Origin of the sequence: Pseudomonas sp. TWI929 (assembly GCF_039673335.1) — a bacterium.
GTDB lineage: Bacteria > Pseudomonadota > Gammaproteobacteria > Pseudomonadales > Pseudomonadaceae > Aquipseudomonas.
Map to the genome: position 1 here is coordinate 1 of NZ_JBDJLK010000050.1, position 23,189 is coordinate 23,189.

At 63.6% G+C, this 23,189-nt stretch carries 19 protein-coding genes and 1 riboswitch; of the genes, 6 read left to right on the forward strand and 13 right to left on the reverse strand.

Annotated features, from left to right (window positions below; all coding sequences use genetic code 11):
* Nucleotides 1-78 precede the first annotated feature (78 nt).
* Nucleotides 79-1,959 (reverse strand): phosphomethylpyrimidine synthase ThiC, encoded by a 1,881-nt coding sequence (gene thiC, locus ABE456_RS18750; protein WP_346645244.1) that lies wholly within the window; start codon nt 1,957-1,959, stop codon nt 79-81.
* Nucleotides 1,960-2,113: 154 nt separating this feature from the next.
* A riboswitch (TPP riboswitch) is annotated at nt 2,114-2,220 on the reverse strand.
* A 160-nt stretch (nt 2,221-2,380) separates the two neighbouring features.
* Between thiC and ABE456_RS18755 the strand changes: the two genes are divergently transcribed.
* The gene (locus ABE456_RS18755) at nt 2,381-3,817 is read left to right on the forward strand and encodes a TolC family outer membrane protein (RefSeq protein WP_346645245.1); all 1,437 of its coding nucleotides are present in this window, start codon (nt 2,381-2,383) and stop codon (nt 3,815-3,817) included.
* Nucleotides 3,818-3,931: 114 nt separating this feature from the next.
* Here ABE456_RS18755 and waaA read toward each other — a convergent pair whose 3' ends face one another.
* Together waaA and ABE456_RS18765 are read right to left on the reverse strand one after the other, a co-directional pair.
* Entirely contained in the window at nt 3,932-5,203 is a 1,272-nt protein-coding gene (gene waaA / locus ABE456_RS18760) for a lipid IV(A) 3-deoxy-D-manno-octulosonic acid transferase (protein ID WP_346645246.1), read from the reverse strand.
* Between the two features lie 11 nt (nt 5,204-5,214).
* Nucleotides 5,215-6,105 carry a LysR family transcriptional regulator gene (locus ABE456_RS18765; RefSeq protein WP_346645247.1) on the reverse strand — a complete coding sequence of 297 codons (891 nt, stop codon included), beginning with the start codon at nt 6,103-6,105 and terminating at the stop codon, nt 5,215-5,217.
* Between the two features lie 87 nt (nt 6,106-6,192).
* Between ABE456_RS18765 and ABE456_RS18770 the strand changes: the two genes are divergently transcribed.
* The 4 genes from ABE456_RS18770 (at nt 6,193) to ABE456_RS18785 (ending at nt 9,666) form a co-directional block, all read left to right on the forward strand.
* Entirely contained in the window at nt 6,193-6,525 is a 333-nt protein-coding gene (locus tag ABE456_RS18770; protein WP_054887895.1) for a multidrug efflux SMR transporter, read from the forward strand.
* Nucleotides 6,526-6,659: 134 nt separating this feature from the next.
* Entirely contained in the window at nt 6,660-7,835 is a 1,176-nt protein-coding gene (locus ABE456_RS18775) for an FAD-dependent oxidoreductase (RefSeq protein WP_346645248.1), read from the forward strand.
* Nucleotides 7,832-8,644, forward strand: a complete 813-nt coding sequence (locus ABE456_RS18780) for an aldo/keto reductase (protein ID WP_346645249.1) — start codon at nt 7,832-7,834, stop codon at nt 8,642-8,644. The genes ABE456_RS18775 and ABE456_RS18780 overlap by 4 nt, the downstream gene beginning before the upstream one ends.
* 53 nt (nt 8,645-8,697) lie before the next feature.
* A complete protein-coding gene (locus ABE456_RS18785) occupies nt 8,698-9,666 on the forward strand; it encodes a metal ABC transporter ATPase (protein ID WP_346645250.1) in 969 nt (322 codons plus the stop codon).
* Between the two features lie 94 nt (nt 9,667-9,760).
* On the opposite strand, the gene hldE is transcribed toward ABE456_RS18785, so the two are convergent.
* From hldE to ABE456_RS18800, 3 genes are all read right to left on the reverse strand, one after another.
* Nucleotides 9,761-11,182 (reverse strand): bifunctional D-glycero-beta-D-manno-heptose-7-phosphate kinase/D-glycero-beta-D-manno-heptose 1-phosphate adenylyltransferase HldE, encoded by a 1,422-nt coding sequence (gene hldE, locus ABE456_RS18790; RefSeq protein WP_346645251.1) that lies wholly within the window; start codon nt 11,180-11,182, stop codon nt 9,761-9,763.
* A gap of 130 nt (nt 11,183-11,312) precedes the next feature.
* Complete coding sequence (msbA, locus tag ABE456_RS18795; RefSeq protein ID WP_346645252.1) at nt 11,313-13,121, reverse strand: lipid A export permease/ATP-binding protein MsbA; 1,809 nt, start codon at nt 13,119-13,121, stop codon at nt 11,313-11,315.
* A 15-nt stretch (nt 13,122-13,136) separates the two neighbouring features.
* On the reverse strand, nt 13,137-14,312 hold the full coding sequence (locus tag ABE456_RS18800; protein WP_346645253.1) for an O-antigen ligase family protein: 1,176 nt from the start codon (nt 14,310-14,312) through the stop codon (nt 13,137-13,139).
* A gap of 100 nt (nt 14,313-14,412) precedes the next feature.
* Here ABE456_RS18800 and ABE456_RS18805 point away from each other — a divergent pair, with 100 nt between their 5' ends.
* Nucleotides 14,413-15,018, forward strand: coding sequence for a toluene tolerance protein (locus ABE456_RS18805; protein ID WP_346645254.1), 606 nt, complete (start codon nt 14,413-14,415; stop codon nt 15,016-15,018).
* A gap of 3 nt (nt 15,019-15,021) precedes the next feature.
* Here ABE456_RS18805 and ABE456_RS18810 read toward each other — a convergent pair whose 3' ends face one another.
* From ABE456_RS18810 to ABE456_RS18840, 7 genes are all read right to left on the reverse strand, one after another.
* On the reverse strand, nt 15,022-16,113 hold the full coding sequence (locus ABE456_RS18810) for a glycosyltransferase (protein ID WP_346645255.1): 1,092 nt from the start codon (nt 16,111-16,113) through the stop codon (nt 15,022-15,024).
* A gap of 38 nt (nt 16,114-16,151) precedes the next feature.
* On the reverse strand, nt 16,152-16,925 hold the full coding sequence (locus ABE456_RS18815) for a glycosyltransferase family 2 protein (RefSeq protein ID WP_346645256.1): 774 nt from the start codon (nt 16,923-16,925) through the stop codon (nt 16,152-16,154).
* Nucleotides 16,926-16,989: 64 nt separating this feature from the next.
* Nucleotides 16,990-17,946: a glycosyltransferase gene (locus ABE456_RS18820; protein WP_346645257.1), complete on the reverse strand. Its 957-nt coding sequence runs from the start codon at nt 17,944-17,946 to the stop codon at nt 16,990-16,992.
* A gap of 47 nt (nt 17,947-17,993) precedes the next feature.
* A complete protein-coding gene (locus ABE456_RS18825) occupies nt 17,994-19,397 on the reverse strand; it encodes a PIG-L family deacetylase (RefSeq protein ID WP_346645258.1) in 1,404 nt (467 codons plus the stop codon).
* The gene (locus ABE456_RS18830) at nt 19,394-20,290 is read right to left on the reverse strand and encodes an antimicrobial resistance protein Mig-14 (RefSeq protein ID WP_346645259.1); all 897 of its coding nucleotides are present in this window, start codon (nt 20,288-20,290) and stop codon (nt 19,394-19,396) included. The genes ABE456_RS18825 and ABE456_RS18830 overlap by 4 nt, the downstream gene beginning before the upstream one ends.
* Complete coding sequence (locus ABE456_RS18835; RefSeq protein WP_346645260.1) at nt 20,290-21,420, reverse strand: glycosyltransferase; 1,131 nt, start codon at nt 21,418-21,420, stop codon at nt 20,290-20,292. Before ABE456_RS18835 ends, ABE456_RS18830 begins: the two co-directional genes overlap by 1 nt.
* Nucleotides 21,404-23,161 carry a carbamoyltransferase gene (locus ABE456_RS18840; protein ID WP_346645261.1) on the reverse strand — a complete coding sequence of 586 codons (1,758 nt, stop codon included), beginning with the start codon at nt 23,159-23,161 and terminating at the stop codon, nt 21,404-21,406. Before ABE456_RS18840 ends, ABE456_RS18835 begins: the two co-directional genes overlap by 17 nt.
* Between the last annotated feature and the right edge of the window lie 28 nt (nt 23,162-23,189).

Below are 23,189 nucleotides of genomic sequence, written 5' to 3' on the forward strand. Positions count from 1 at the left end.
TGGGGGCTTTGTGCGTGCGGGGGGGGGGGGGGCCGCCCCCCCCCCCCGCGACAGGGCCGCAAAGCGGCCCCAGCGGTCTTAGACTTTGTGGTACAGCTGGCTGCCTTCCTGGCGGAACCGCTCGGCCTGCTCACGCATGCCTTGCTCGACCGTCACGTCCACGGTCTCGATCTTGGCGGCGTATTCACGCACTTCCTGGGTGATCTTCATCGAGCAGAACTTCGGCCCGCACATCGAGCAGAAGTGCGCGACCTTGGCCGATTCCTTCGGCAGGGTTTCATCGTGGTAGGCACGGGCAGTGTCCGGGTCCAGGCCCAGGTTGAACTGGTCTTCCCAACGGAACTCGAAGCGCGCCTTGGACAAGGCGTTGTCGCGAATCTGCGCGCCTGGGTGGCCTTTGGCAAGGTCGGCGGCATGCGCGGCAATCTTGTAGGTGATGATGCCAGTCTTGACGTCGTCCTTGTTCGGCAGGCCCAGGTGCTCCTTGGGCGTGACGTAGCAGAGCATGGCGCAACCGAACCAGCCGATCATCGCCGCACCAATGCCCGAGGTGATGTGGTCGTAGCCAGGGGCGATGTCGGTGGTCAGCGGGCCGAGGGTGTAGAACGGCGCCTCGTCGCAGCACTCCAGCTGCTTGTCCATGTTCTCCTTGATCAGCTGCATCGGCACGTGGCCAGGGCCTTCGATCATGCACTGCACGTCGTGTTTCCAGGCAATCTTGGTCAGTTCCCCGAGGGTTTCCAGCTCACCGAACTGCGCGGCGTCGTTGGCGTCGGCGATCGAGCCAGGGCGCAGGCCGTCGCCCAGCGAGAAGCTGACGTCGTAGGCCTTCATGATTTCGCAGATTTCGTCGAAGTGGGTGTACAGGAAGTTTTCCTTGTGGTGCGCCAGGCACCACTTGGCCATGATCGAGCCACCACGGCTGACGATACCGGTGACGCGCTTGGCGGTCAGCGGTACATAGCGCAGCAGCACACCGGCGTGGATGGTGAAGTAGTCCACGCCCTGCTCGGCCTGCTCGATCAGGGTGTCGCGGAACAGTTCCCAGGTCAGGTCTTCGGCCACGCCGTTGACTTTTTCCAGGGCCTGGTAGATCGGCACGGTACCGATCGGCACCGGCGAGTTACGGATGATCCACTCGCGGGTTTCGTGGATGTGCTTGCCGGTGGACAGGTCCATGACCGTGTCCGAACCCCAGCGGATGCCCCAGGTCAGCTTGGCCACTTCTTCCTCGATCGAGGAGCCCAGGGCGCTGTTGCCAATGTTGCCGTTGATCTTCACCAGGAAGTTGCGGCCGATGATCATCGGCTCCACTTCCGGGTGGTTGATGTTGGCCGGGATGATCGCGCGGCCACGGGCGATTTCCTGGCGCACGAACTCGGGGGTGATTTCCTTCGGAATGTTGGCACCGAAACTGTGGCCGGCGTGCTGATCGTTCAGCAGGCCAGCGGCGCGGGCCTCTTGCAGCTTCATGTTTTCGCGGATGGCTACATATTCCATCTCGGCGGTGATGATGCCCTGGCGGGCATAGTGCATCTGCGAGACGTTGGCGCCCGCCTTGGCGCGGCGCGGGTTACGCACGTGGGCAAAACGCAGCTTGGCCAGCTCGGCGTCGTTCAGGCGCTGCTGGCCGAAGTCGGAGCTCAGGCCGTCGAGGCGCTCGGTGTCACCGCGGGCGTCGATCCATGCCGAACGCACGTCGGCCAGGCCCTTGCGCACGTCGATGATGACGTTGGGGTCGGTGTACGGGCCGGAGGTGTCGTAGACCAATACGGGGGCGTTGCTTTCGCCACCAAAGTCGGTCGGGGTGTCGTCCAGGCTGATTTCGCGCATGGGCACGCGGATGTCCGGGCGCGAGCCTTCGACATAGACTTTGCGCGAACGCGGGAACGGTTGCACGGACTGCTGATCGACTTGTGCCGATTCGCTGAGGTTGATCGCTTTTTCTTGTTTGGTCATCACAGGCTCTCCAGACGGCTTCCTAGCAGTGGAATGTCGGGGTGAACCTGAAAAGCGCGGACGCACCCTTGATGGGTGCAGTGCCGGATATGGGGGTGCCTGAAGCTGCATGCAGCTGTGACAATCCCGGACCTGGCACAAGAGGCTCCCCGGGAAGGCGAGCAATCTTGTTCCCTACGCAGGCGCTAACCTGATCAGGTTCAACGGGATCCGCACCTCTGCGATCTCAGCCTTTGCTTCAAGGCACCCCGACAAGAACATGCGCAGTCTAGACTGGAGTGGTCGGCAAAGCCAAGCGGGTAAATGCGTGGATGATGAAAGGCACCCCGAGCGATTGTTGCCGGGTGCGCATGGCACTACACTGGCCCGTCGCTCGATACTCAACAGTTCAGTAATTAAATTTCGTACAAGGATTGCCTCTATGCTGCGCAAACTTTCACTGGCGATTGCCGTGTCTTGTGCGTCCAACGGAGTGGTCTGGGCAGCGGACGTGCCCTCAACAGTCAAAACCGACCTGGTCAGCGTCTATCAGGAAGCGGTGGACAACAACGCCGATCTGGCTGCAGCGCGCGCCGATTATGGCGCCCGCCGTGAAGTGGTGCCGCAGGCCCGCGCAGGGTTGCTGCCGAACCTGTCGGGCGCTGCCGAGATGCAGAATACCCGCACCAAGTTCGACGAGCCCTCAGCGACCACCAACCGTAGTGGCAACTCCTGGAGCGCGACCCTGGCCCAGCCAATTTTCCGCGCTGACCGCTGGTTCCAGTTGCAGGCTGCAGAGGCAGTCAACGAACAGGCCGCGCTGGAACTGTCGGCGACCGAGCAGAACCTGATCCTGCAAACCGCGCAGAACTACTTCGCCGTGCTCCGCGCCCAGGACAACCTGGCCGCCACCAAGGCCGAGGAAGCGGCATTCAAGCGCCAGCTGGACCAGTCCAATGAGCGTTTCGATGTGGGCCTGTCGGACAAGACCGACGTCTTGCAATCCCAAGCCAGCTACGACACGGCACGGGCCAACCGGATCATCGCCGAGCGCCAGGTGCAGGATGCCTTTGAAGCGCTGGTCACCCTGACCAACCGCGAATACACCTCTATCCAGGGTGTGGTGCATACCCTGCCGGTGCAGGTGCCTACGCCCAACGACGCCAAGGCCTGGGTCGAAACCGCCGGGCGCCAGAACCTCAACCTGCTGGCCACCAATCACGCTGTCACCGCCGCCGAAGAAACCCTTCGCCAGCGCAAGGCCGGCCATGCGCCGACCCTGGACGCAGTTGCCCAGTACCAGAAAGGCGACAACGACAACCTTGGCTTCAGCAACTCGGCGGCGCTGCCGAACGTGCATTACAGCGGCGACATCGAGCAAACCAGCATCGGCCTGCAACTGAACATCCCGATCTACAGTGGCGGCCTGACCAGCTCGCAGGTACGTGAGGCTTACCAGCGCCTGAGCCAGAGCGAGCAACAGCGCGAGAGCCTGCGCCGCCAGGTGGTGGAAAACACCCGCAACCTGCACCGTGCGGTAAACACCGATGTGGAGCAGGTGCAGGCGCGCAAGCAGTCGATCATCTCCAACCAAAGCGCGCTGGAAGCCACTGAAATCGGCTACCAGGTGGGTACCCGCAACATCGTCGACGTGCTCGATGCCCAGCGCCAGCTTTACACCTCGGTGCGCGACTACAACAACAGCCGCTATGACTACATTCTCGACAACCTGAGCCTGAAGCAGGCGGCCGGCACCCTGAGCCCGCAAGACCTGCAGGACCTCAAGCGCTACCTGAAACCGGACTACAACCCAGACAAGGACTTCCTGCCGCCGGACCTGGCTGCGGCGGCAGCGAAGAACTTCGAGCGCCGCCCCTGAGAGTGATGTTGGCTTCATCGCGGGTAAACCCGCTCCCACAGGTTCATCAGCGCCCTCAGGCCTGATGCGATCCCTGTGGGAGCGGGTTCACCCGCGAAGAAGGCCACACAGAATTCAGCGCATGAGCCTGCCCAGGCCATCGAGCAAGCGCTGCAACGCCCCTTGATTGGCCCGCATCACCGCCCTGCCCGCCTCGCCCATGCGCTGCGCATCCTGCGGCAACTCGACCAGGCGCCGCACCGCCTCGGCCAGCCCGTCGGCATTGTCCACGTGCTGCAACGCCCCCGCCTCACTCAGCATCGCGCTGATTTCGAGGAAGTTGAACACATGCGGCCCCATGATGACCGGCAATGCCAGCGCCGCAGGTTCCAGCGGGTTGTGCCCACCCGTCGCCACCAGGCTGCCACCGACAAAGGCAATGTCGGCCAAGGCATAGAGGAACAACAACTCCCCCATGGTGTCGCCCATCAGTACTTGAGTCTGGGCTTCCACCGGCGTACCGGCAGAGCGGCGCACGGTGTTGAACTGTTCGCTGCACAGCGCATGCACTGCTGCGAACCGCTCAGGGTGGCGTGGCACCACGATCAGCAAGGCATCGCCATGCACCTGCAGCAACTGCCGATGCGCCTGCAGGACCAATGCATCTTCACCTTCGTGGGTACTGGCGGCGATCCATACCGGACGCTGCCCGCCCCCCCACTGCTCACGCAATGCCTTGGCATGCGGCAGTAGTTGCTCGTCGATCTTCAGGTCGAATTTGATCGAGCCGGTGACCTGCACGCACTCAGGGCGCGCGCCCAGCTCGCGGAAGCGTTGGGCCTCAGTTTCGGTCTGCACGGCAATCAGGTTCATCTGCGCCAGCATCGGCCGGGTCAGCCTGGCAAAACGCCCATACCTGCGGGCCGAACGCGCAGACAAACGTGCGTTGGCCAAGGCCACCGGAATGCCGCGCTTGGCACACTGGTGAATATGGTTGGGCCACAGCTCGGTTTCCATGATGATGCCCAGCTTCGGCTGAACATGGTCAAGAAAACGCCCCGCCGTCCACGGCAGGTCGTAGGGCAGGTAGCAATGCTGCACACGCGGTTCGTCGGCGAACATGGCACGAATACGCTCGGAACCGGTGGGGGTCATGCAGGTGAGCGTGATCGGCAGCTCAGGGTAGGCCTTGAGCAAGGCTCGCACCATCGGTGCTGCGGCAATGCTCTCGCCGACTGATACCGCATGCACCCAGATGCCGCCTTGGCGCATGGACGGCAGCTTGAAGGCAAAACGCTCGGCGATACGTTGGCCATAGGCCGGCGCCTTGCGCGCGCGCAGATACAGGCGCAACGCAACCAGCGGCAGGCCCAGGTGAAACAGCAAGGTATAGAGAGTTCTGTTCATGGCGGCGGAGTTTACCCGATCGCGCGCAGGTGCACCGCAAAGCGCTCGGCCAGCCACTGCGCGGCCGGGCCCAAGGGCTCATCCCGGCGCCAGGCCAGTTCCGCCACCAAGGCCGGTGGCCGCCACTCGCTGTCCAGTTCGACCATGTGCGCCTGGTAGGTCGGGTACTGCACCACGTGCCGCGGCAGCCAGGCCCAGCCCAGGCCGCGCATCAGCAGTTCGGCCATGGCATAGAAGCTGTCGGCGCGCCACACCTGCGGGCTGATCGCCTCGCCGCCAGGGTAGCCGCTTTGCTGCGGGGTGATCAGCAATTGTCGATGGCGGGCCAGTTGCTGGCGGGTGACCCAGCCTTCGCCCGCCAGCGGGTGCCCCACTGCACACACCGTAACCATCTCTACACTGCCCAGGGCACGCCGCTCCAAGGATGCCGGAATGCTTTCGTGGTGGAAAAACAGGCCAAGGTCGGCACGCCGCTCCACCAGCTTGCGCGCCACATCGCCCTGGGCGCCGCTGGCCAGTTGCACCTCCAGGTACGGGTAGCGGCTGGCCAACTCGTCAAGACTGTCGATGACCGGCTGGTAGGGCATGGCTTCGTCCTGGGCCACCCGTAGCAAAGCTTCCTGCCCGCGCATCAACGCCAGCGCGCGACCATCCAAGCGTTCGCACTGGCGCAACAGTTCACGGGCATCCTCCAGCAGCGCGCTGCCGTTTTCGGTCAGTTTCGGCTGCCGGCCGCTGCTGCGCTCGAACAGGGTAACGCCAAGGTCGGCTTCCAGCAGGGCGATGGCACTGCTGATTGCCGACTGCGCCTTGCGCTGCTCGCGGGCCACGGCAGAGAACGAGCGCAATTCTGCGACGCGCAGAAAGGTGCGCAGCTGTTCAAGGTTCCACTGCTCGGCCATCAACCTATCTCCATTATTGATAGGTAATGACTTTACCCCATCCAGGTTAGGTCTAGAATGCCCGCCCAGTAACCGGAGGATCCTGCCATGAATGCCTATACCTATCTCGCCATCGCCATCTGCGCCGAAGTCATCGCCACCGCTTCGATGAAAGCAGTGAAGGGCCTGAGCACGCCGTTGCCGCTGCTGCTGATGGTGGTGGGTTATGGCATTGCGTTCTGGATGCTGACCCTGGTGGTGCGCAGCATTCCGGTGGGAATTGCCTATGCCATCTGGTCGGGGCTGGGGATCGTGCTGATCAGTGTGGCGGCGCTGGTGGTCTATGGGCAGAAACTGGATGTGCCGGCGATGCTGGGCATGGCGATGATTGTCGGTGGGGTGGTGGTGATTCAGCTGTTCTCCAAGACGGCGGGGCATTGATGGTTGCCTGAGTAATTTGGGGCCGCTTGCGCGATCCCTGTAGGAGCGGCCTTGCGTCGCGATGGGCTGCGCAGCAGCCCCCTTGTGCCTGACCCTGTATACTTGCCAGCTGTCCCAGTCTTCGAGGTACCGCCATGCCAACCGCCATTTCCACTGACGTAGTGATCGTCGGCGCCGGGGTCGCAGGCCTCTGGCTCAATGCACGTCTGCGCCGCCTGGGCTACTCGACAGTGCTGGTGGAGCGCGCCAGCCTTGGTGGCGAGCAGACCATCAAGTCGCAGGGCATCATCCATGGCGGTACCAAGTACGCCCTGCATGGCGCCCTTACCGGCGCCTCGGAGGCCATCGCCGACATGCCGCGCCGCTGGCGCGAAGCCCTGAGCGGCAGCGGCGAGCTGGACCTTACCCGCACCCGCCTGCTGTCCGACGCCCATTACCTGTGGTCGCCAGGCACCCTGGCCGGCAACCTCACCAGCTTCTTCGCCAGCAAGGCAGTGCGCGGCCGGGTCGACCAGGTCAAGGGCGAGCAACTGCCGCCGGCACTGCAGGACCGCGCCTTCAAGGGCAAGGTCTACCGCCTGGCCGAACTGGTCATCGACGTGCCCAGCCTGCTGGCCAACCTGGCCGAGCTGGCGGGCGACAGCCTGCTGGCCGGTGAGCACATCGAGCCGCTGCGCGAAGGCGAGGCACTGGTCGGCCTGCGTGTAGATGGCCGCGACATCCTCGCCCAGCGCATCGTGCTTAGCGCCGGCGCCGGCACCGAAGACCTGCTGCATGCCCTGGGCCTCAGCCAGCCAGCCATGCAAACCCGCCCGCTGCACATGGTGCTGGCCAAGGGTGCCAACCTGAAGCCGCTTTACGCACACTGCCTGGGCGGCGGGCCAAAGCCGCGGGTCACCATCACCACCCACCCGGCCGCCGATGGCCAGTGGGTCTGGTACATGGGCGGCGACCTGGCCGAAGCCGATGGCGTGGCCCGCGAACCGGCTGCGCAAATTGCCGCGGCGCAGAAGGAAATCGCCAACCTGCTGCCATGGGTCGACCAAGGCCAGCTGCACTGGGCCACCCTGCGGGTCGACCGCGCAGAACCGGCACAATCGGGCCTGGTGCGCCCGGACAATGCGTTCCTCGCCGACCAGCAACGCCTGCTGGTGGGCTGGCCGACCAAGCTGGCCCTGGCACCGGACTTCAGCGACCGGGTCATCAGCCACCTGGAGCGCGATGGCATTCGCCCGCAGGCACAGGCCGACCTGGCCGACCTGCCACGCCCACCGCTTGGCGTAGCGGCGTGGGAGCAACTGCTGCCATGAGCCTGCCAACCCTGCACAATTTCCACCGCCCGCTGGGCAGCACCGGTTTCAAGGTTTCACCGCTGGGCCTGGGCACGGTCAAGCTGGGCCGCGACCAGGGCGTCAAGTACCCTACCGGCTTCACCATCCCCGGTGATGATGAAGCCCGCCTGCTGCTGGCCCAGGCCCGCGAGCTGGGCATCAACCTGATTGACACCGCGCCGGCCTATGGCCGCAGCGAAGAACGCCTGGGCCCACTGCTGCGCGGCCAACGCGATCAATGGGTGATCGTCAGCAAGGTTGGCGAAGAATTCGACAATGGCCAGTCGCACTTCGATTTCAGCGCCGCCCATACCCGCCGCTCGGTGGAGCGCAGCCTGCGCCGCCTGGAAACCGACCGCATCGAACTGGTGCTGGTGCACTCCGACGGCAACGACCTGGCGATCCTTGAACAGCAGGAGGTCTACCAGACCCTGGCCGAGCTCAAGCAAGAGGGCAAGATCCTCGGCTACGGCCTGTCCGGCAAGACCGTCGCCGGCGGCCTGAAAGCGCTGGAGCAGGGCGACTGCGCCATGGTCACCTACAACCTCAACGAGCAGGCAGAACGCCCGGTGCTGGACTACGCTGCCGAACACGGCAAGGCCATTCTGGTGAAAAAGGCCCTGGCCAGCGGGCATATCTGCCTGGCCCCTGGTGTCGACCCGGTACAAGCCAGCTTTGAGCTGCTGTTCGCCCACCCAGGTGTCAGCAGTGCTATCGTCGGCACCATCAATCCGTTGCACCTGGCCCACAACGTGGCCACCGTCGCCCGCATCCTGGGCCAGCACTGAGTTGCCCCTGGCCCATTGGGCCTGGAGACTGACCCGACGCAAGGAGGAGCCTCGTGGCGCGAACGCTGATCCGCAAGAACCCGAGCAACTTCAAGACACTGCCACTGCATGTGGAGGCCAAGCCCGAAGGCCTGATCTACCAGAGCATCGGCATGCCGCTGAACTTTGCCCAGACCCAGCAGCGGCGCAAGGCCATCCAGCTTCCCGACGCGCAGCGCTTCGTGGTCGAACTGGCCAACCTTGGCGTATCGGTGCGCCTCACCCTGCATTGGCAGAACCGCGATTATTGGGTGCTGGTGCGGCAGCGCCGGCAAGACCGTGGCGACGTGGTGTTGAAGCTGATTTCCGGCTATGTGCCGGCGCAGGAACTGAACCTGCCGTTGCATACGGCCGTGCAGGAAGTGGCCGAAGAGTGCCTGCTGGAAACCCCGGAGGGCTGGCTGGGCGGGCGCTTCAACGACACCTGGCTGCCCGTACCCTACGCCGCCGCTCTGCACTATCGCGAAACGCCGCACTTCGTGCTGGCCCCAGAGTCCGGTGCCGCCCGCCCTGTGCACTGCGGCAAGCTGATGCTACTGGAGCGGCCACGGGCTTATGTGCACTTGCCCACGGCATCGCTGCAGTTGATCTATGACATGCGCCTGCAGGTGCCAAAGGAAGCCAAAAAACTTAGCCTGTTCCACGTCGATGAGCGGCTGGAGGGCGACCAACTGGTGGCGCGGCTCAACCGCAAACGGCCAGACCTGTACCTGATGCCATTGAAGGACGGCCAGCCACTGGCTGAGCTTTATACGCTGAAGAAGGACCAACTGGTGCCAGCGAGTACGCGTGGGCTGTACCTGGCCGAGAGCTTTGCCCGCCAGGAAGGCTGGGTGGTGACGGACGAGCGGGTGCGCTGGAAGGACTGGGTGAAGCAGCAGGGCCTGGTGGAGAGCAAGCCGCTGCGGGCGTCGCACCTGCAGCGGTTTGGCGACAAGGCACGGGCACTGCTGGAGCGGGCTCGCACTTCACTGCACAAATAATATTCTGGGCCTGCTCGGTCCCTGTAGGAGCAGCCTTTCGCAACACAAGGCCGCTCCTACAGGGACCAGTGAAGGTCAAAAAAGTGGCGTTCAATCAGTGCTTGCGGATCTTCTCGACAATCGCCGTAGTCGAGCTGTTCTCGACCAGCCCCAGCACCTTCACCGTGCCGCCATAGGCCTTGACGATATCGGCGCCCACTACCTGGTCGATGCCATAGTCGCCACCCTTGACCAGTACGTCCGGCTTGACCTGGCTCAGCAGGTTTTCCGGCGTACCCTCAGGGAAGCTGATCACCCAGTCCACCGCGCCCAGGCCGGCCAATACGGCCATGCGCCGGTCGACGCTGTTGATCGGCCGACCAGGCCCTTTCAGGCGGCTGACCGAGGCGTCGTCGTTGACCGCGACGATCAGGCGATCGCCCTGGGCCCGCGCCTGCTCCAGGTAGGTGACATGCCCGGCATGCAGGATGTCGAAGCAGCCGTTGGTAAAGACGATCTTCTCTTTGTGCGCCCGCGCATCATCGATGGCCAGCAGCAGTTGCTCCAGGCCCAGCACACCGCGCTCGGAGCCTTCTTCACGCTGGATGGCCCGGCGCAACTCGGGGGCGCTGATCGCAGCCGTACCCAGCTTGCCGACCACGATGCCCGCCGCCAGGTTGGCCAGGGCCACCGCGTGGGGCAGGTCCTCGCCAGCGGCGATGGCTGCGGCAAGGGTGGAGATGACGGTATCGCCGGCACCGGTCACATCGAACACTTCACGCGCCCGCGCCGGCAGGTGCAGCGCCGGCTGGCCAACACGCAGCAGGGTCATGCCGTGCTCGCCACGGGTCACCAGCAAGGCGCCCAGGTCCAGGTCCTGCAGCAGCTGCAGGCCCTTGGCGACCAGATCGGCCTCATCGGCACAACGGCCGACGATGGTTTCGAACTCGCTGAGGTTCGGGGTGATCAGGCTGGCACCGCGGTAGATGGAAAAGTCCTTGCCCTTGGGGTCGGCCAGCACCGGAATGCCCTTGGCCCGCGCCGCCTGGATCAGGCTCTGGTGATTTTTCAGTGCGCCCTTGCCGTAGTCGGACAGGACCAGCACCTTGACGCCCTCGAGCAGGCCATCGACCTCGGCCCCCAGCGACAGCGGATCGGTGGCGAACGGTTCTTCGAAATCGATGCGCAGCAGCTGCTGGTGACGGCTCATGACCCGCAGCTTGACGATGGTCGGCTGATGCGCGATGCGCTGGAACACCGAGCGCACGCCAGCGGCCTGCAGGCTGTTGGCCAGGCTGTCGGCGGCCTCGTCCTGGCCGGTGACACCAATCAGCGAAGCCGGTGCGCCCAGCGCGGCGATGTTCAAGGCAACGTTGGCCGCGCCGCCGGGGCGATCCTCGATCTGATCGACCTTGACCACCGGAACTGGCGCTTCAGGCGAGATACGCGAAGTACCGCCATGCCAGTAGCGGTCGAGCATGACATCGCCGACCACCAGTACCGGGGCTTGATCGAAACGCGGCATGGACAACTTCATGGGCAACCCATATGGAAATAATGAACAGGGGCAGGATATTAGCACAGGGTAGACGACGGCTTTATGGCCAGATCGTCCCTGGAAAATTCCCGTGACAATCGGGGCCGTGTCGGCCCCGATCAAGGAGGGTTCAGGTGATATCGGCCTTGGCCGGCTCATCCAGCCCCATGGCATGCAAGCGGGCATAATGGCCATTGGCCGCGAGCAGCTCGGCATGGCTACCGCGCTCGACCAGGCGGCCCTGGTCCATGACCAGGATCAGGTCGGCCTTCTCGATAGTCGACAGGCGGTGGGCGATCACCAGCGTGGTGCGGCCTTCCATCACATGGTCCAGAGCCGCCTGGATGTGCCGCTCGGACTCGGTATCCAGCGCCGAGGTGGCTTCATCGAGGATCAGCAGCGGCGCGTTTTTCAACAGTGCCCGGGCGATTGCCAGGCGTTGGCGCTGGCCGCCGGAGAGCAGTACGCCGTTCTCACCCACTTCGGTATCGAAGCCTTTCGGTAGCCGGTCGACGAACTCCTTGGCATAGGCATCGGCTGCTGCAGCTTCAATGTCTGCACGCGGGGCGCCAGCCAGGTCGCCATAGGCGATGTTGTTGGCCACGGTGTCGTTGAACAGGGTGACGTGCTGGGTTACCTGCGAAACGTGGCGGCGCAGGTTGCGCAAGCGATAGTTCTCGATTTCCACGCCATCGAGCAGGATCTGCCCCTGGTCGTGGTGATAGAAGCGCGGGATCAGCGCCGCCAGGGTCGACTTGCCGCTGCCGGAGCGGCCGACCAGGGCGATCATCTGCCCTGGCTCTGCGACAAAGCTGATGTCACTCAGCACTTCACGCTCGGTGCCCGGGTAGGTGAAGCTCAGGTTGCGCACTTCCAGGCGCCCTTCCACGCGCTCCTTCTCGACGGTGCCGGTGTCCAGTTCAGGCGCTTCGTCCAACTGTTCGAAGATGCTCTCGGCACCTGCCAGGCCCTTCTGGATGGTCGAGCTGACTTCCGAAAGCTGACGAATCGGCTTGGGCAGCAGGCCGGCGGCAGTGATGTAGGCCACCAGGTCACCGGCGGTGGACTCACCGCGCAAGAACAGCACCAGGAACATCAACGCGGCCATGGCGCTGTAGATCACCAACTGCAGCATCGGCGTGTACAACGAACCGGTCTTGGTCATGCGCAGCTGCTTGTCGGTGTTGCTCTGGCTGGCCCTGCTGAAACGCTGCTCCTCGTAGGCCTCGCCGCCGAAGCTGCGCACCACGCGGTAACCCTGGATGGTTTCGGATGCGACATGGGTAACGTCGCCCATGGCCACCTGGATCTTCTTGCTCTGCTTGCGGAATTTCTTGCTGGCGACGCTGACCATCACCGCGATCACCGGCAGGATGGCGACCATGACCAGGGTCAGGTGCCAGTTCATCCACAGCAGGTAGGCGAACAGGAACACCACGGTCAGGCCTTCGCGGATCACCACCTTGATGGCATCGGTGGCAGCACCGGTGACCATGGTCACGTTGAAGGTGATGCGCGAGATCAGGTGCCCGGAGTTGTGGTTGTCGAAGTAGCGGTTGGGCAGCACCAGCAGCTTGTTGAACAACTCCACACGCAGGTCATGCACCAGGCACAAGGAAACCTTGGCCAGGAAATAGTTACCCAGGAACGAACCCAGGCCCTGCCACGCGGCGATCAGGATGATCAGCAGCGGCACCGCCTGCAGCAGTTGCAGGTCGCGCAGGTAGGGCACGTTGGGAAACAACACCGCTTCGGGGTTGCTCAGCCCATCGACGAAATACTTGAGGATCCCGGCCAGCATCGGCTGGGTCGAGGCAAAGATCACAAAACCGACAATGCTCAGCAGGAAAATGCCGACATAAGGTTTCACATAGCTCAGCAGCCGGAAGTAGATCTTCAGACTGGAGGTGTGCTCCGCCGGACGCGGTGTTTCGGCCATTATCGAGCTCGCTGTTCAGGTTGAACCGGAAATTTTACCACAGGCGCCATTTTCGGCACGCCCCCATGGCAGCAACATGGCAAGGCCCACAGGCAGCCAGCTGATGAACCACTCGGCACGCGGCGTACCGGTGAGGCTGGCGGCATCGAACTGCATGGCCAGGGTCGAGTACACCCAGAAGCCAAGCAGCACCTTGCCGAACAGCGTGCCACGCGCGCGTACGATTTCACCCAGGGTGAACAGCCACACCATGACCCACAGCAGCATGCCTGGCAGGCCCATTTCCACGGCAACATGGGTGAACATGTTGTGGGAGTGGTCGAACTTCTTGCCAACTGCAAACACATCATAGTCAGCACCCAGGCCCAGGCCGGTCCAGGGGTGTGCGGAAATCATGTCGAACACGGCATGGAAAATTTCTGGCCGGTAGGACGAACCGCGTGCGGCAATCAGGTCGTACACGACGTAGAAGGCCAGGCTGGTGGCAAGCACTGCCAGGATGGAAAACACCCGGCTGTGACGGTCACGGAACCACAGCGGCGCGATTACCACGGTGATCACCAGGGCCAGAATCGCCCCTCGGCTCTGGCTGAGCATGGCGAAAGCCCCCAGGCAAACCAGTGCCGCCAGCCACAACAGCTGCATGCCACGCTGACGAGGTGGCTCGTAAAGCAGGAAGAGCACGGCCGAACCGATGACATAGGCGCCCAGGATAGGGTGCGAAATCTCGCCGATACCCGCCAGCCTGGCCAGCAGGTGCTGCCCCTTCAGCCCATAGAAGTTGATGATCGATACCAACGCAGCAACGGCCAGCAAGGCGCTACCAACCAGTACCAGCTGGCGAATGCGGGCCATGCCAAGCTGGGCAAGCAGTGGGAACGCCAGCAGGAACACCAGGATGTAGATCAGGCGCTTGACCTCGCGCCCAGGGTCCTCTGCGGGTGACCAGGCCAGGCTGAGCCCGCTCCAGGCCAACAACAGCACCACGCTCAACCACAGCGCCGGCTGGCGCTTCCAGGCTTGCACGAACACCTCCCTGGCGGACCACGCCAGTACCAGCGTCGGCAGCCACAGGAACAACACCAGGCCCTGTTGATAAATCTTGTTGCTTGGTGCCAAGGCAATCGCAGCCAGGAACCAGACCAGACCCAAGCCTAACCAGGCTCGTGCCCAGCTTTTTTGATACAACATCCACTCCCCCGAAGAATCAAAGACACCATCCATGGTGCTACAGCATTATTTTCGGCATTATTGCCGGTCATTTTGCTCGTCAGACGACAAGGCTCTATTCATGCAATGCTCCCGGCTCACCCAGGTCGACTTCGATCAGCTGACACTCGGCGCACAGGTGCTTGAGGCAGACAGCCATGGCGCCAAAGTCTACCTGCTCGCGGATGGAAATTTCCTCAAGGTTTTTCGTAGGAAGCGGCTGATTTCATCTGCGCTGCTGCGCCCTTACTCACAGCGCTTCGTCGACAACGCCGCGCGCCTGGCGCAAATGGGGATTCCAACCCTTGAAGTGATCAGCCAGCACAAGCTCGACCTGCCAGGCCGCACCGCCGTGCTGTATCGCCCGCTGCCTGGGCGCACCCTGCTGCAGATGTCGCGCGATGCCGGCTTCAGCTGGGACACCTACCTGCCACGCCTGATCGAACTGATCCGCCAGCTGCACCGCTGCGGCGTCTACTTCCGCTCGCTGCACCTGGGCAATGTGGTGGTCACCCCCGACCAGCGCCTCGGCCTGATCGACGTCGCCGACATGCGCTTCCTGCGCCCGCCGCTGTCGGCGCGCATGATCCGTCGCAATGTGCAGCATATGGTGCGCTACATCGAACGGGAGAAGCTGGGCGACCGCTTCCCCCTCGCCGACTTCGAGGCAGCCCTGCTGGCGCGCTGAGCGTCAGCTGCGCAGCAGGACCTGTGAGCCGTTGCGAAATGCCTGCCAAGCCTGCTCCGGGGCCAGCGCCTGGCGTTGCCGGGCGGCCACTACCGGGGCACTGAGCGCCGCGCATCGCCCGATCGCCTCGGCCCACGCGCTTGCATCGTCAACGGGCAGGTAGCCGCCGGTATCCTGCAACTGCTCGCGGAACACCTGCAGGTCGCTGCATACCACCGGTACATCGGCCATGACGGCCTCCTGCACTACCAGCCCCAGGCCCTCGGAACGCGACGGCACCAACACCCAATCGAACGCCCGGTACAGCTGCTGCAGGTCATCGCGATGGCCGCACAGGTGAACGTGCCCGGCCAAACCAAGTGCGGCGATACGTGCCTGCAGCGCGGCATGCAGGGGGCCCTCGCCGATGATTGCCAACTGCAGGCCTGGTTGGTGCATGCGGGCCTTGGCGAAGGCATCGATCAGCATCGCAAAACCTTTGCTGTCCACCAACCGCCCTACCGCACCCAGCAGCATCCCGGTTGCCTCAGGCAACTGTAGGGCTTGCCTGGCCTGCTCTCGGCTTAACAGGGGCTCAACGAAAGTCGAAGGATCGAGTGCCATGCGCAGGGTCTGCACCGGCCTGCCCAGGTCACGCTCAAGCGACTCGGCTAACGTCTGCGACACCGCCGCGATGTTCAGGCGCTCGGCCGGGAACATACGCAGCAGGCGCACATCGCTGGCCGTCAGGCGCGTCTTGCCATGGAACAACACCTTGGCACGCACCTCTGGAATTTGCTGCAACAACGGCAACACCAAGCGCGCCACGCCTACACCATCGAGCAGCACGATTTCTGCCTTGGCCTCGGCCAATGCCTTGCGCAGGCGCATGCGCAACCACGGGCGCAACAAGCGCCACAGGTGCCGCCCTTTCAGCGCACGTTGCGGCATGTGCCACTCGCGAGTGGAACCGAGCCCACAGCACAGCCCGCTCCCCAGCAGCAGCCAGTTGCTGATCCGGGCATCAGCCCCTGCGTGCGAAAGCACCTGCCGATGTACCTTGTGGATGGACATATAAGGCGTTCCACCCGCCCACATCATATTGACGATGTTCATGGGCCCTCTCCCCGCTCACTTCTGGTGGGACAGCGACTTCATTGAACAAAAATGGTGATACCCATGCCGATCAAGGCACCCGCCACCAGCGTCAATGCCAGCTTCATTCGATCACGTTGACGACGCTTGGCCTTACGCTCCACTTCAATGGGCAAGGTCACGTGATTACCAAATCCAGTGTGCAATACTGCATCACCCTCCAGGGTGACCGCTGTCAGATTTAACTCAGCGTAGCGTCGGGAAAGCGCCTTTTCTCCAGCATAGGCGGCAAATGGCGCGCAGCGCTGGTAATCGCTCAAACGACGCAGACCTGGGTTGAGCGAAAACGCTTGCCACTCGGCCTTGTCGGACAGCAGCGGGTAGCACGGCACGCCGGCAATTACCTGGCGCTCGCCCAGGTGGATGTATGGGCTGTGGACGGCCAGGTCATGGGCATGGCTGCGCAGCCACACCTGCAACAAGTTGGGGCTGACCTGCAAAATGGCCTGGGAGTCTTCGACGAAGCCCTGCCGATAGAAGTGCCAGTCGTCCTCGCAGTGGAAGATGAAGGGTGTCTTGACGTGGCTGTAGGCCAGGTCGATAGACGGCAACTGGCCGAGCTTCGGCCGGTTCACGAACACCTTGCAATGAGGCTTCCAATGCTCCGGCACAGCGGCATGCACGGCATCGTCACCGGAGTCTTCGGTGATGAATACCTCGCGAATGGGCGCGGTGTTGTAGCGATCGAAACTCTCAAGGGTGTCTTTGAGCAGATCGAACCGCCCACAACTGGTCACGACAAGCGTGACGTCACTCTCATTTGAAAAGCGCACCGGACTCCCTCCGCATTGCGACTATCGGCTTTCAACACCCGCTCCTGGGTGCGAAAGCTCTTGTTTAGATGCCCAGCTTCAGGCGCAGCCGCTGCCATGCAGACAATGGCGGGTGGGGCCTGAGCGCCGGGCGCATGTGGTCGACGATGCTACGTCCAACTGCGGCGAAACTGAAACGGGAAACCGCCAGGTGGCGGCCATTTTCTGCGATCTGCCGGGCCAGCTCAGGGTCCGCGCGCAAACGGCGGAGCTTTTCCTGAAGGGCCGGGATGCTGTCATAAAACACCACGTTGTGCATGTCCTGCAGGCCCAGCGCGCGGTTTTCTGCCTCGCCCTGGTCGTATGCCAGCAACACACAGCCACAAGCCATGGCTTCGAAGTTCTTGATCATGTATTCGCCCATGCCAACGTCGGCACTGACGAAGAAACGAATACGGTTGAGCGTGTTGCAGTAGTCCTCACCTGACTTGGTGCGGGTTACCACCAGGTTCTCGACCCGCCCCAGCTCGTCCAGCAGCGCCTTGCGGCCGCTGTAGGCCACGCTGTTGGTGCTGCCGACGAAGGCCAGTTCGATGTCGCGCTCACGCCCCTGGTCGGCGAGCAACTGCTCGTCGTAGCCCTTGGGTACGAATACGGCGTCGAAACCTTCCTGGCGCAGGCGCTCGCTGACCATGTAGCCGGAACTGATCACCCGCGCCCATGGCAGCTGGCGGTAATGGGCACTGAACTTGCCGGTGTACTTGCACGGGATGTAGTTCTGGTAGGCGTCGTGCTCCAGGATGACCAGGTTCGGCACGGTGCGGATGAAGGCCACCTGGCGGATCTCCTGCTTGAAGCGCAGGAAGAACACGATGCGGTCATAGCGCTCGACCTGAACTTCACGCTTGAAATAGCGGCGCAGGTTGCGCTGGTCTTCGCTGGTCAGCCAACGCAGGTCGCACTCGCAGTTGGCCGCGACGCCATCGTACAGGCGGTCGAGAATCGCCCGCTGTTCCTTCTGTACCAGAAATAGGACTTTCATTGCTTTCCTTGGGCGCTCTGCGCCTTCGCGGTCAACCATGGGGGTGCTTACAGCTCACGCCGCCAGAACAATTCATGTCGGCGCACGGCCTTGCGGAAGAATTCATTCTCCCCGTAAGGCGACGGCCGCCGCCCGGCCAGCCAGCGCTGCAGCAGGCGGCGCAGGCGGCGCTTGAACGGCGCCGGCGGCTGCAGGTCGTGCATCATGCCCAGGGCCATGGCCTTGTCGCGCTGAGTGGCCAAGCCCAATACCAGGCTGCACGGGGCCCACGCCTGCCCCGCGCTCAACTGCGGCGGCAAGGCAACACCATCGCCGCTATCGCCCATCGGCCAGCGGTCGTTGTCATGCAGGTGGTTGGCGTAGCACAGCAGGGTTTGTGGCTGCCAGGCCAGGCCTTGCAGGGCCTCTAGCACCGCCGCCTGGGCGCAGATATGGTCGGGGTGCGGGTCGAGTTGCGGGTGCGGCATCACCAGCACTTCTGGCCTGGCCATGTCCAGCAAGGCCCGCAGGTCGGCCAGCAGGTTGTGCCAGGTCGGTGCCCCATCGCAGTCGGCCGGCAACGGGAACGGGTTGAACTGGCGGAATACACGGATATCGGCCAGGTCGGCTTCGCGCGAAGCGGCCGGCTGGTCGGGTGCAGCCTGCATGGCGGGCAGTTGCAGGCAAAAGTAGCCCAACTGCACGCAGTGCGGCTCTGGCACCCCAGCCCAGCGCGGCACGGCGATGCTGTCCCAGGCGCGCAGACGGCCTTTCAGGCGTGCGGCCTCGGCCTTTTCCAGGCCCATCTGTTGATAGTGCTCGGCCTCGATCTCACCTGCGGTCAGGGTCACCACCCAGGCTTCGTCAGCCTGGCTGTAGAGGCCATATGCGGCCAGCTCGGCGTCATCGGCATGCGGCGCGATCACCATCACCCGGCGCCGTTGCAGCTCGACCGACGGGGTTATCCACAGGCGTGGCTGGCCCTGCAGCCGGCAATGCCGGCCACGCAGGCGCAACGCACCCGCTTGCAGGGGCACGGCCAGGCCAGTCAGGTTGAGGAAGCGCACACCATCGACACCGCGCTCGAAGGTTTGCCGATCGGCGTGCTCGCCAGCCAGCAGCTCGACGCGCGGGTCGAGGAACCGCCCCAGCCAGCTGCTTTTTACCCGCAGTTCAAGCACCAGGGTTTCGTCGCCCTGCAACTCGCAGTCGGCCTTGAGCAAGCCATCGTGCAGGGTGGCAGGAGCTTGCCGCGCCTGGTCACCGAAGTCGTAGGCGTAGTCCTCGCCTGGTGCATAGAACAGGTGGTCGGCAAACCAGGCTTCGTGGGCGGCCCAGAGCAGCGGCAACAGCAGCAGCGGCAACCACCACCAGCTGAATACAGCCAAGGCAACCAGCGCCACCAGGCCTGCCAACAGGCCCAGGCGCTTGTTGCGCCGGTGGCGCTTGAGCAACTGCTGCTTGCGGTTCACGCCTGATACACCGGTACGGGGTTGCACCAGCGGTCTTTGTACTCGCGGTCGGCACGGCCGAACGAGAACCGCAGTGGCTTGTTGCGTGCGCGGGCGTCCTCCCAGGCTGCCTGGGTATTGAGGAAGCTCAGCACGCTACCAGGGCTGAAGGCCTTGGTTTCAGGGTCGACACCGCCATTGATGTACTCGACGCTGACCCATTGCGGCGCTTCGACGCGGTACACCAGCTGGATGGCAATCGGCTTGCCATCGAGCAGCAACACCGAGCCAATCAGCAGCTCGCGCAGGCGCTCCAGCACCTCAGCCATGCGCTCGGCACCCGTGGCCGGGAAGCCCCAGCGACGCTGGAACAGGTCGCAGTACATACTGGCGATTTCCTGCGCGCTGAAGTCGCCGATCGGGCGGACCACGCCACCCGCTTCTTCCAGCAAACGCAGTTCACGGCGCTGGTTGTAGCGGAATTTCTTCGACAGGTCCTCGTGGGCGCGGGCCATGGCCAGCTGCTCCTTCTGCGCCTTGAGGCCACTGAAGCGGCCCTGGTTCAGTTCGGACAGGTAGCGTGCGTTATGGCGCAATGGCACAGCAGCATCGGCCGCCGCTGGCAGGATGATTTCGGCATTGCCCAGGTCGAACAGGGCCTTCTTGCCGGCACGCTTGAGTACCTCCTTGGACAACGCCAAGTGGCGCCCCCAAGTCGGAATGGCGGCCTTCAGCTCGCCGGCCTGGTGCCAGCCCAGATAACGCACCGGGATCTGGGCCAGGTCCGCCAGTTGCTCGACCACCAACGGATGGGTGGCGACACTGCCGCCAAAGCGCGCCCACGCCTCGGCATAGGCCTTGGCGTCAATGGCTTGCCAACCGCGCTCGCGGAAGGCCTGGATACGATTGAGCATCAAGCCTGCCCCACCAGCGCACGAACCTGCGGCAATTGCCAGAAGGCCTCACGCACCGCCTGGTCGGAAAAGCGTTCGCGCAGGCGTTGCAGCATGTGCGCAGCACATGCCTGGCGCTGCTGCTCATCCAGCACAGCCATGTGCTTCAAGCCCTGGGCCAGCTGCGCGGCATCGCCCAGCGGGAACAGCACGCCCACACCCTCGACCACCTCGCGGGCACCACCACAGGCGGTGGCCAGCACCGGCACACCGGCGACCATGGCCTCAAGCAGGACCATGCCGAATGGCTCATGATCGGAGCTCAGGGCAAACACATCGAAGGCCTGGAAATAGCGGCGTGCATCCGGCACTTGGCCGAGGAAGTCCACCTGCCCGGCAATGCCCAGCTCGGCGGCCAGGGCCTTGAGCTTGGCCTCCAGGCGGCCCTTGCCGAGAATCGCCAGGCGGGCGCCAGCTGGCAGGCCCGGCAACGCTTGGGCAAACCCACGCAGCAGGGTCGCCTGGTCCTTGTCCGGGTGCAGGCGCCCGACATTGCCGACGATCCATGCCTGCGCATCCAGGCCCAAGGCCTGGCGTGCCTCGGCGCGTGGCACCAGGGCCGCTTGCAGGGCGTCGATGTCGATGCGGTTGTACAGGGTCTGGATGCGCTCGGCAGGCCACTGCGGCAAGCAGCGGCGCATGTCATCACGCACAGCGTCCGATACCCCCAGCAGGCTCAGGCGCTTGCTGAACAGGTTGGCGAACAACCGGCGGCCTTTGCGCTGATAGTCGCCAAAGGCATGGTGCACCCCGATCACCGGCAAACCGGTACCCAGCAACGCCACGTAGATCGGTTTGAAGCGATGGGCAATGCAGAAGGCGAAATTGCGCTCGGCCGCTATCCGTCGCAGTGCTCGGATAGCGCCAAGCTTCAGGCCACGCACGGCCTTGGAGCTGAACTCCAGGAACAGCACCTCGTCCGACGCGCAGCCGGCCGCCACCTGCGGGTCGGCTGCGCCGGTGAGGAACACCGTGGTGACCTGGTAGCCGCGCCCCTGGAACAGGCTGGCGTACTGACGGGCGCAGTCCAGGAACGGCCCGTCATAGCCATGGCAGAACTGCAGGATGCGCGGTTCAGAGCGGCTGGTCATACAGGGCCGCGCCGTCCTTCACAACCAGGATGTCTTCCATGATCAGGTACTGCAGGTCCGAGCCGAAGAACATGTTCAGGGCATCGGTCGGCGAGCAGATCATCGGTTCGCCACGGCGGTTCAGCGAGGTGTTCAGCGACACGCCGTTGCCGGTCAGGTCTTCCAGCGCCTTCATCATGTCGTAGTAGCGCGGGTTGTATTCGCGCTTGAGCACCTGGGCACGCGAAGTACCATCCTCGTGCACCACTTCCGGCACGCGGGTCTTCCACTCTTCAGCCACTTCGAAGGTGAAGGTCATGAACGGCGCCGGGTGGTCGACCTTGATCATCTGCGGTGCGACGGTGTCGAGCATCGACGGGCAGAAAGGTCTCCAGCGTTCGCGGAACTTGATCTGCTCGTTGATGCGATTGGCCACGCCCGGCACGCTCGGGCAGCCAATGATCGAACGGCCACCGAGGGCTCGCGGGCCGAACTCCATGCGACCCTGGAACCAGGCCACCGGGTTGCCGTCGACCATGATCTTGGCAATACGCTGCGGCATGTCGTCGAGCTTGCGCCACTTCGGCGCGTTCGGGTGACGGGCGCAGGCAGCGATCACGTCTTCGTTGGAGTACGACGGGCCGAGGTAGACGTGTTCCATCTTCTCGACCGGCACGCCACGGGCGTGGGAAACATAGGCTGCAGCGCCGACGGCAGTACCGGCGTCACCGGAAGCCGGTTGCACGAACAGCTCTTTCAGGTCCGGGCGGGCGATGATCTTCTGGTTGAGCTTGACGTTCAGGGCGCAGCCGCCGGCGAAGGCCAGCTTGCCGGTTTCACGCAGGGTGTCGCCCAGGTAGTGGTCGATCATCTGCAGGGCGATTTTCTCGAACAGTGCCTGCATGCTCGCCGCGTAATGGATGTACGGCTCGTCGGCGATGTCGCCTTCGCGCTTGGGGCCCAGCCATTCGATCAGCTTCGGCGAGAAGTAGAAACCTTTGCCCTTCTCTTTATGGCGGCGCAGGCCGATGACGTTGGCGTACTCGGTGTTGATCACCAGTTCGCCATTTTCGAAGCTGGCCAGGCGCGAGAAGTCGTACTTGCTGGCGTCGCCATACGGCGCCATGCCCATGACCTTGAACTCGCCGTCGAGCATCTCGAAGCCGAGGAACTCGGTGATTGCACCGTACAGGCCGCCCAACGAGTCCGGATCGAAGAATTCCTTGATCTTGTGGATCTTGCCGTTTTCGCCATAGCCAAAGAAGGTGGTGGCGTATTCGCCTTTACCGTCAATGCCGAGGATCGCGGTTTTTTCCTTGAAGCCCGAGCAATGATAGGCGCTGGAGGCGTGCGCCAGGTGGTGCTCGACTGGCTCGATCTTGACCTTTTTCGGGTCGAAGCCCAGCTGCTCCAGGCACCAGACGATTTTCTTGCGGTAGCGCTTGTAGCGACGGTTGCCCATCAGGATGGCGTCGAGGGCGCGGTCCGGGGCGTACCAATAGCGCTTGGCGTAGTGCCAGCGCGCCTTGCCGAACAGGCTGATCGGGGCAAACGGGATGGCTACCACGTCAACGTCGGATGGCTTGATGCCTGCCTGTTCCAGGCAAAACTTCGCCGACTCGTAGGGCATGCGGTTCTTCGCATGCTTGTCACGCACGAAGCGCTCTTCTTCGGCGGCGGCAATCAGCTTGCCGTCAATGTACAGGGCCGCGGAAGGGTCATGGCTAAGGGCGCCGGACAGGCCAAGAATCGTCAATGCCAAGGGATTAGCCTCTTCATTCGGTAGAAAT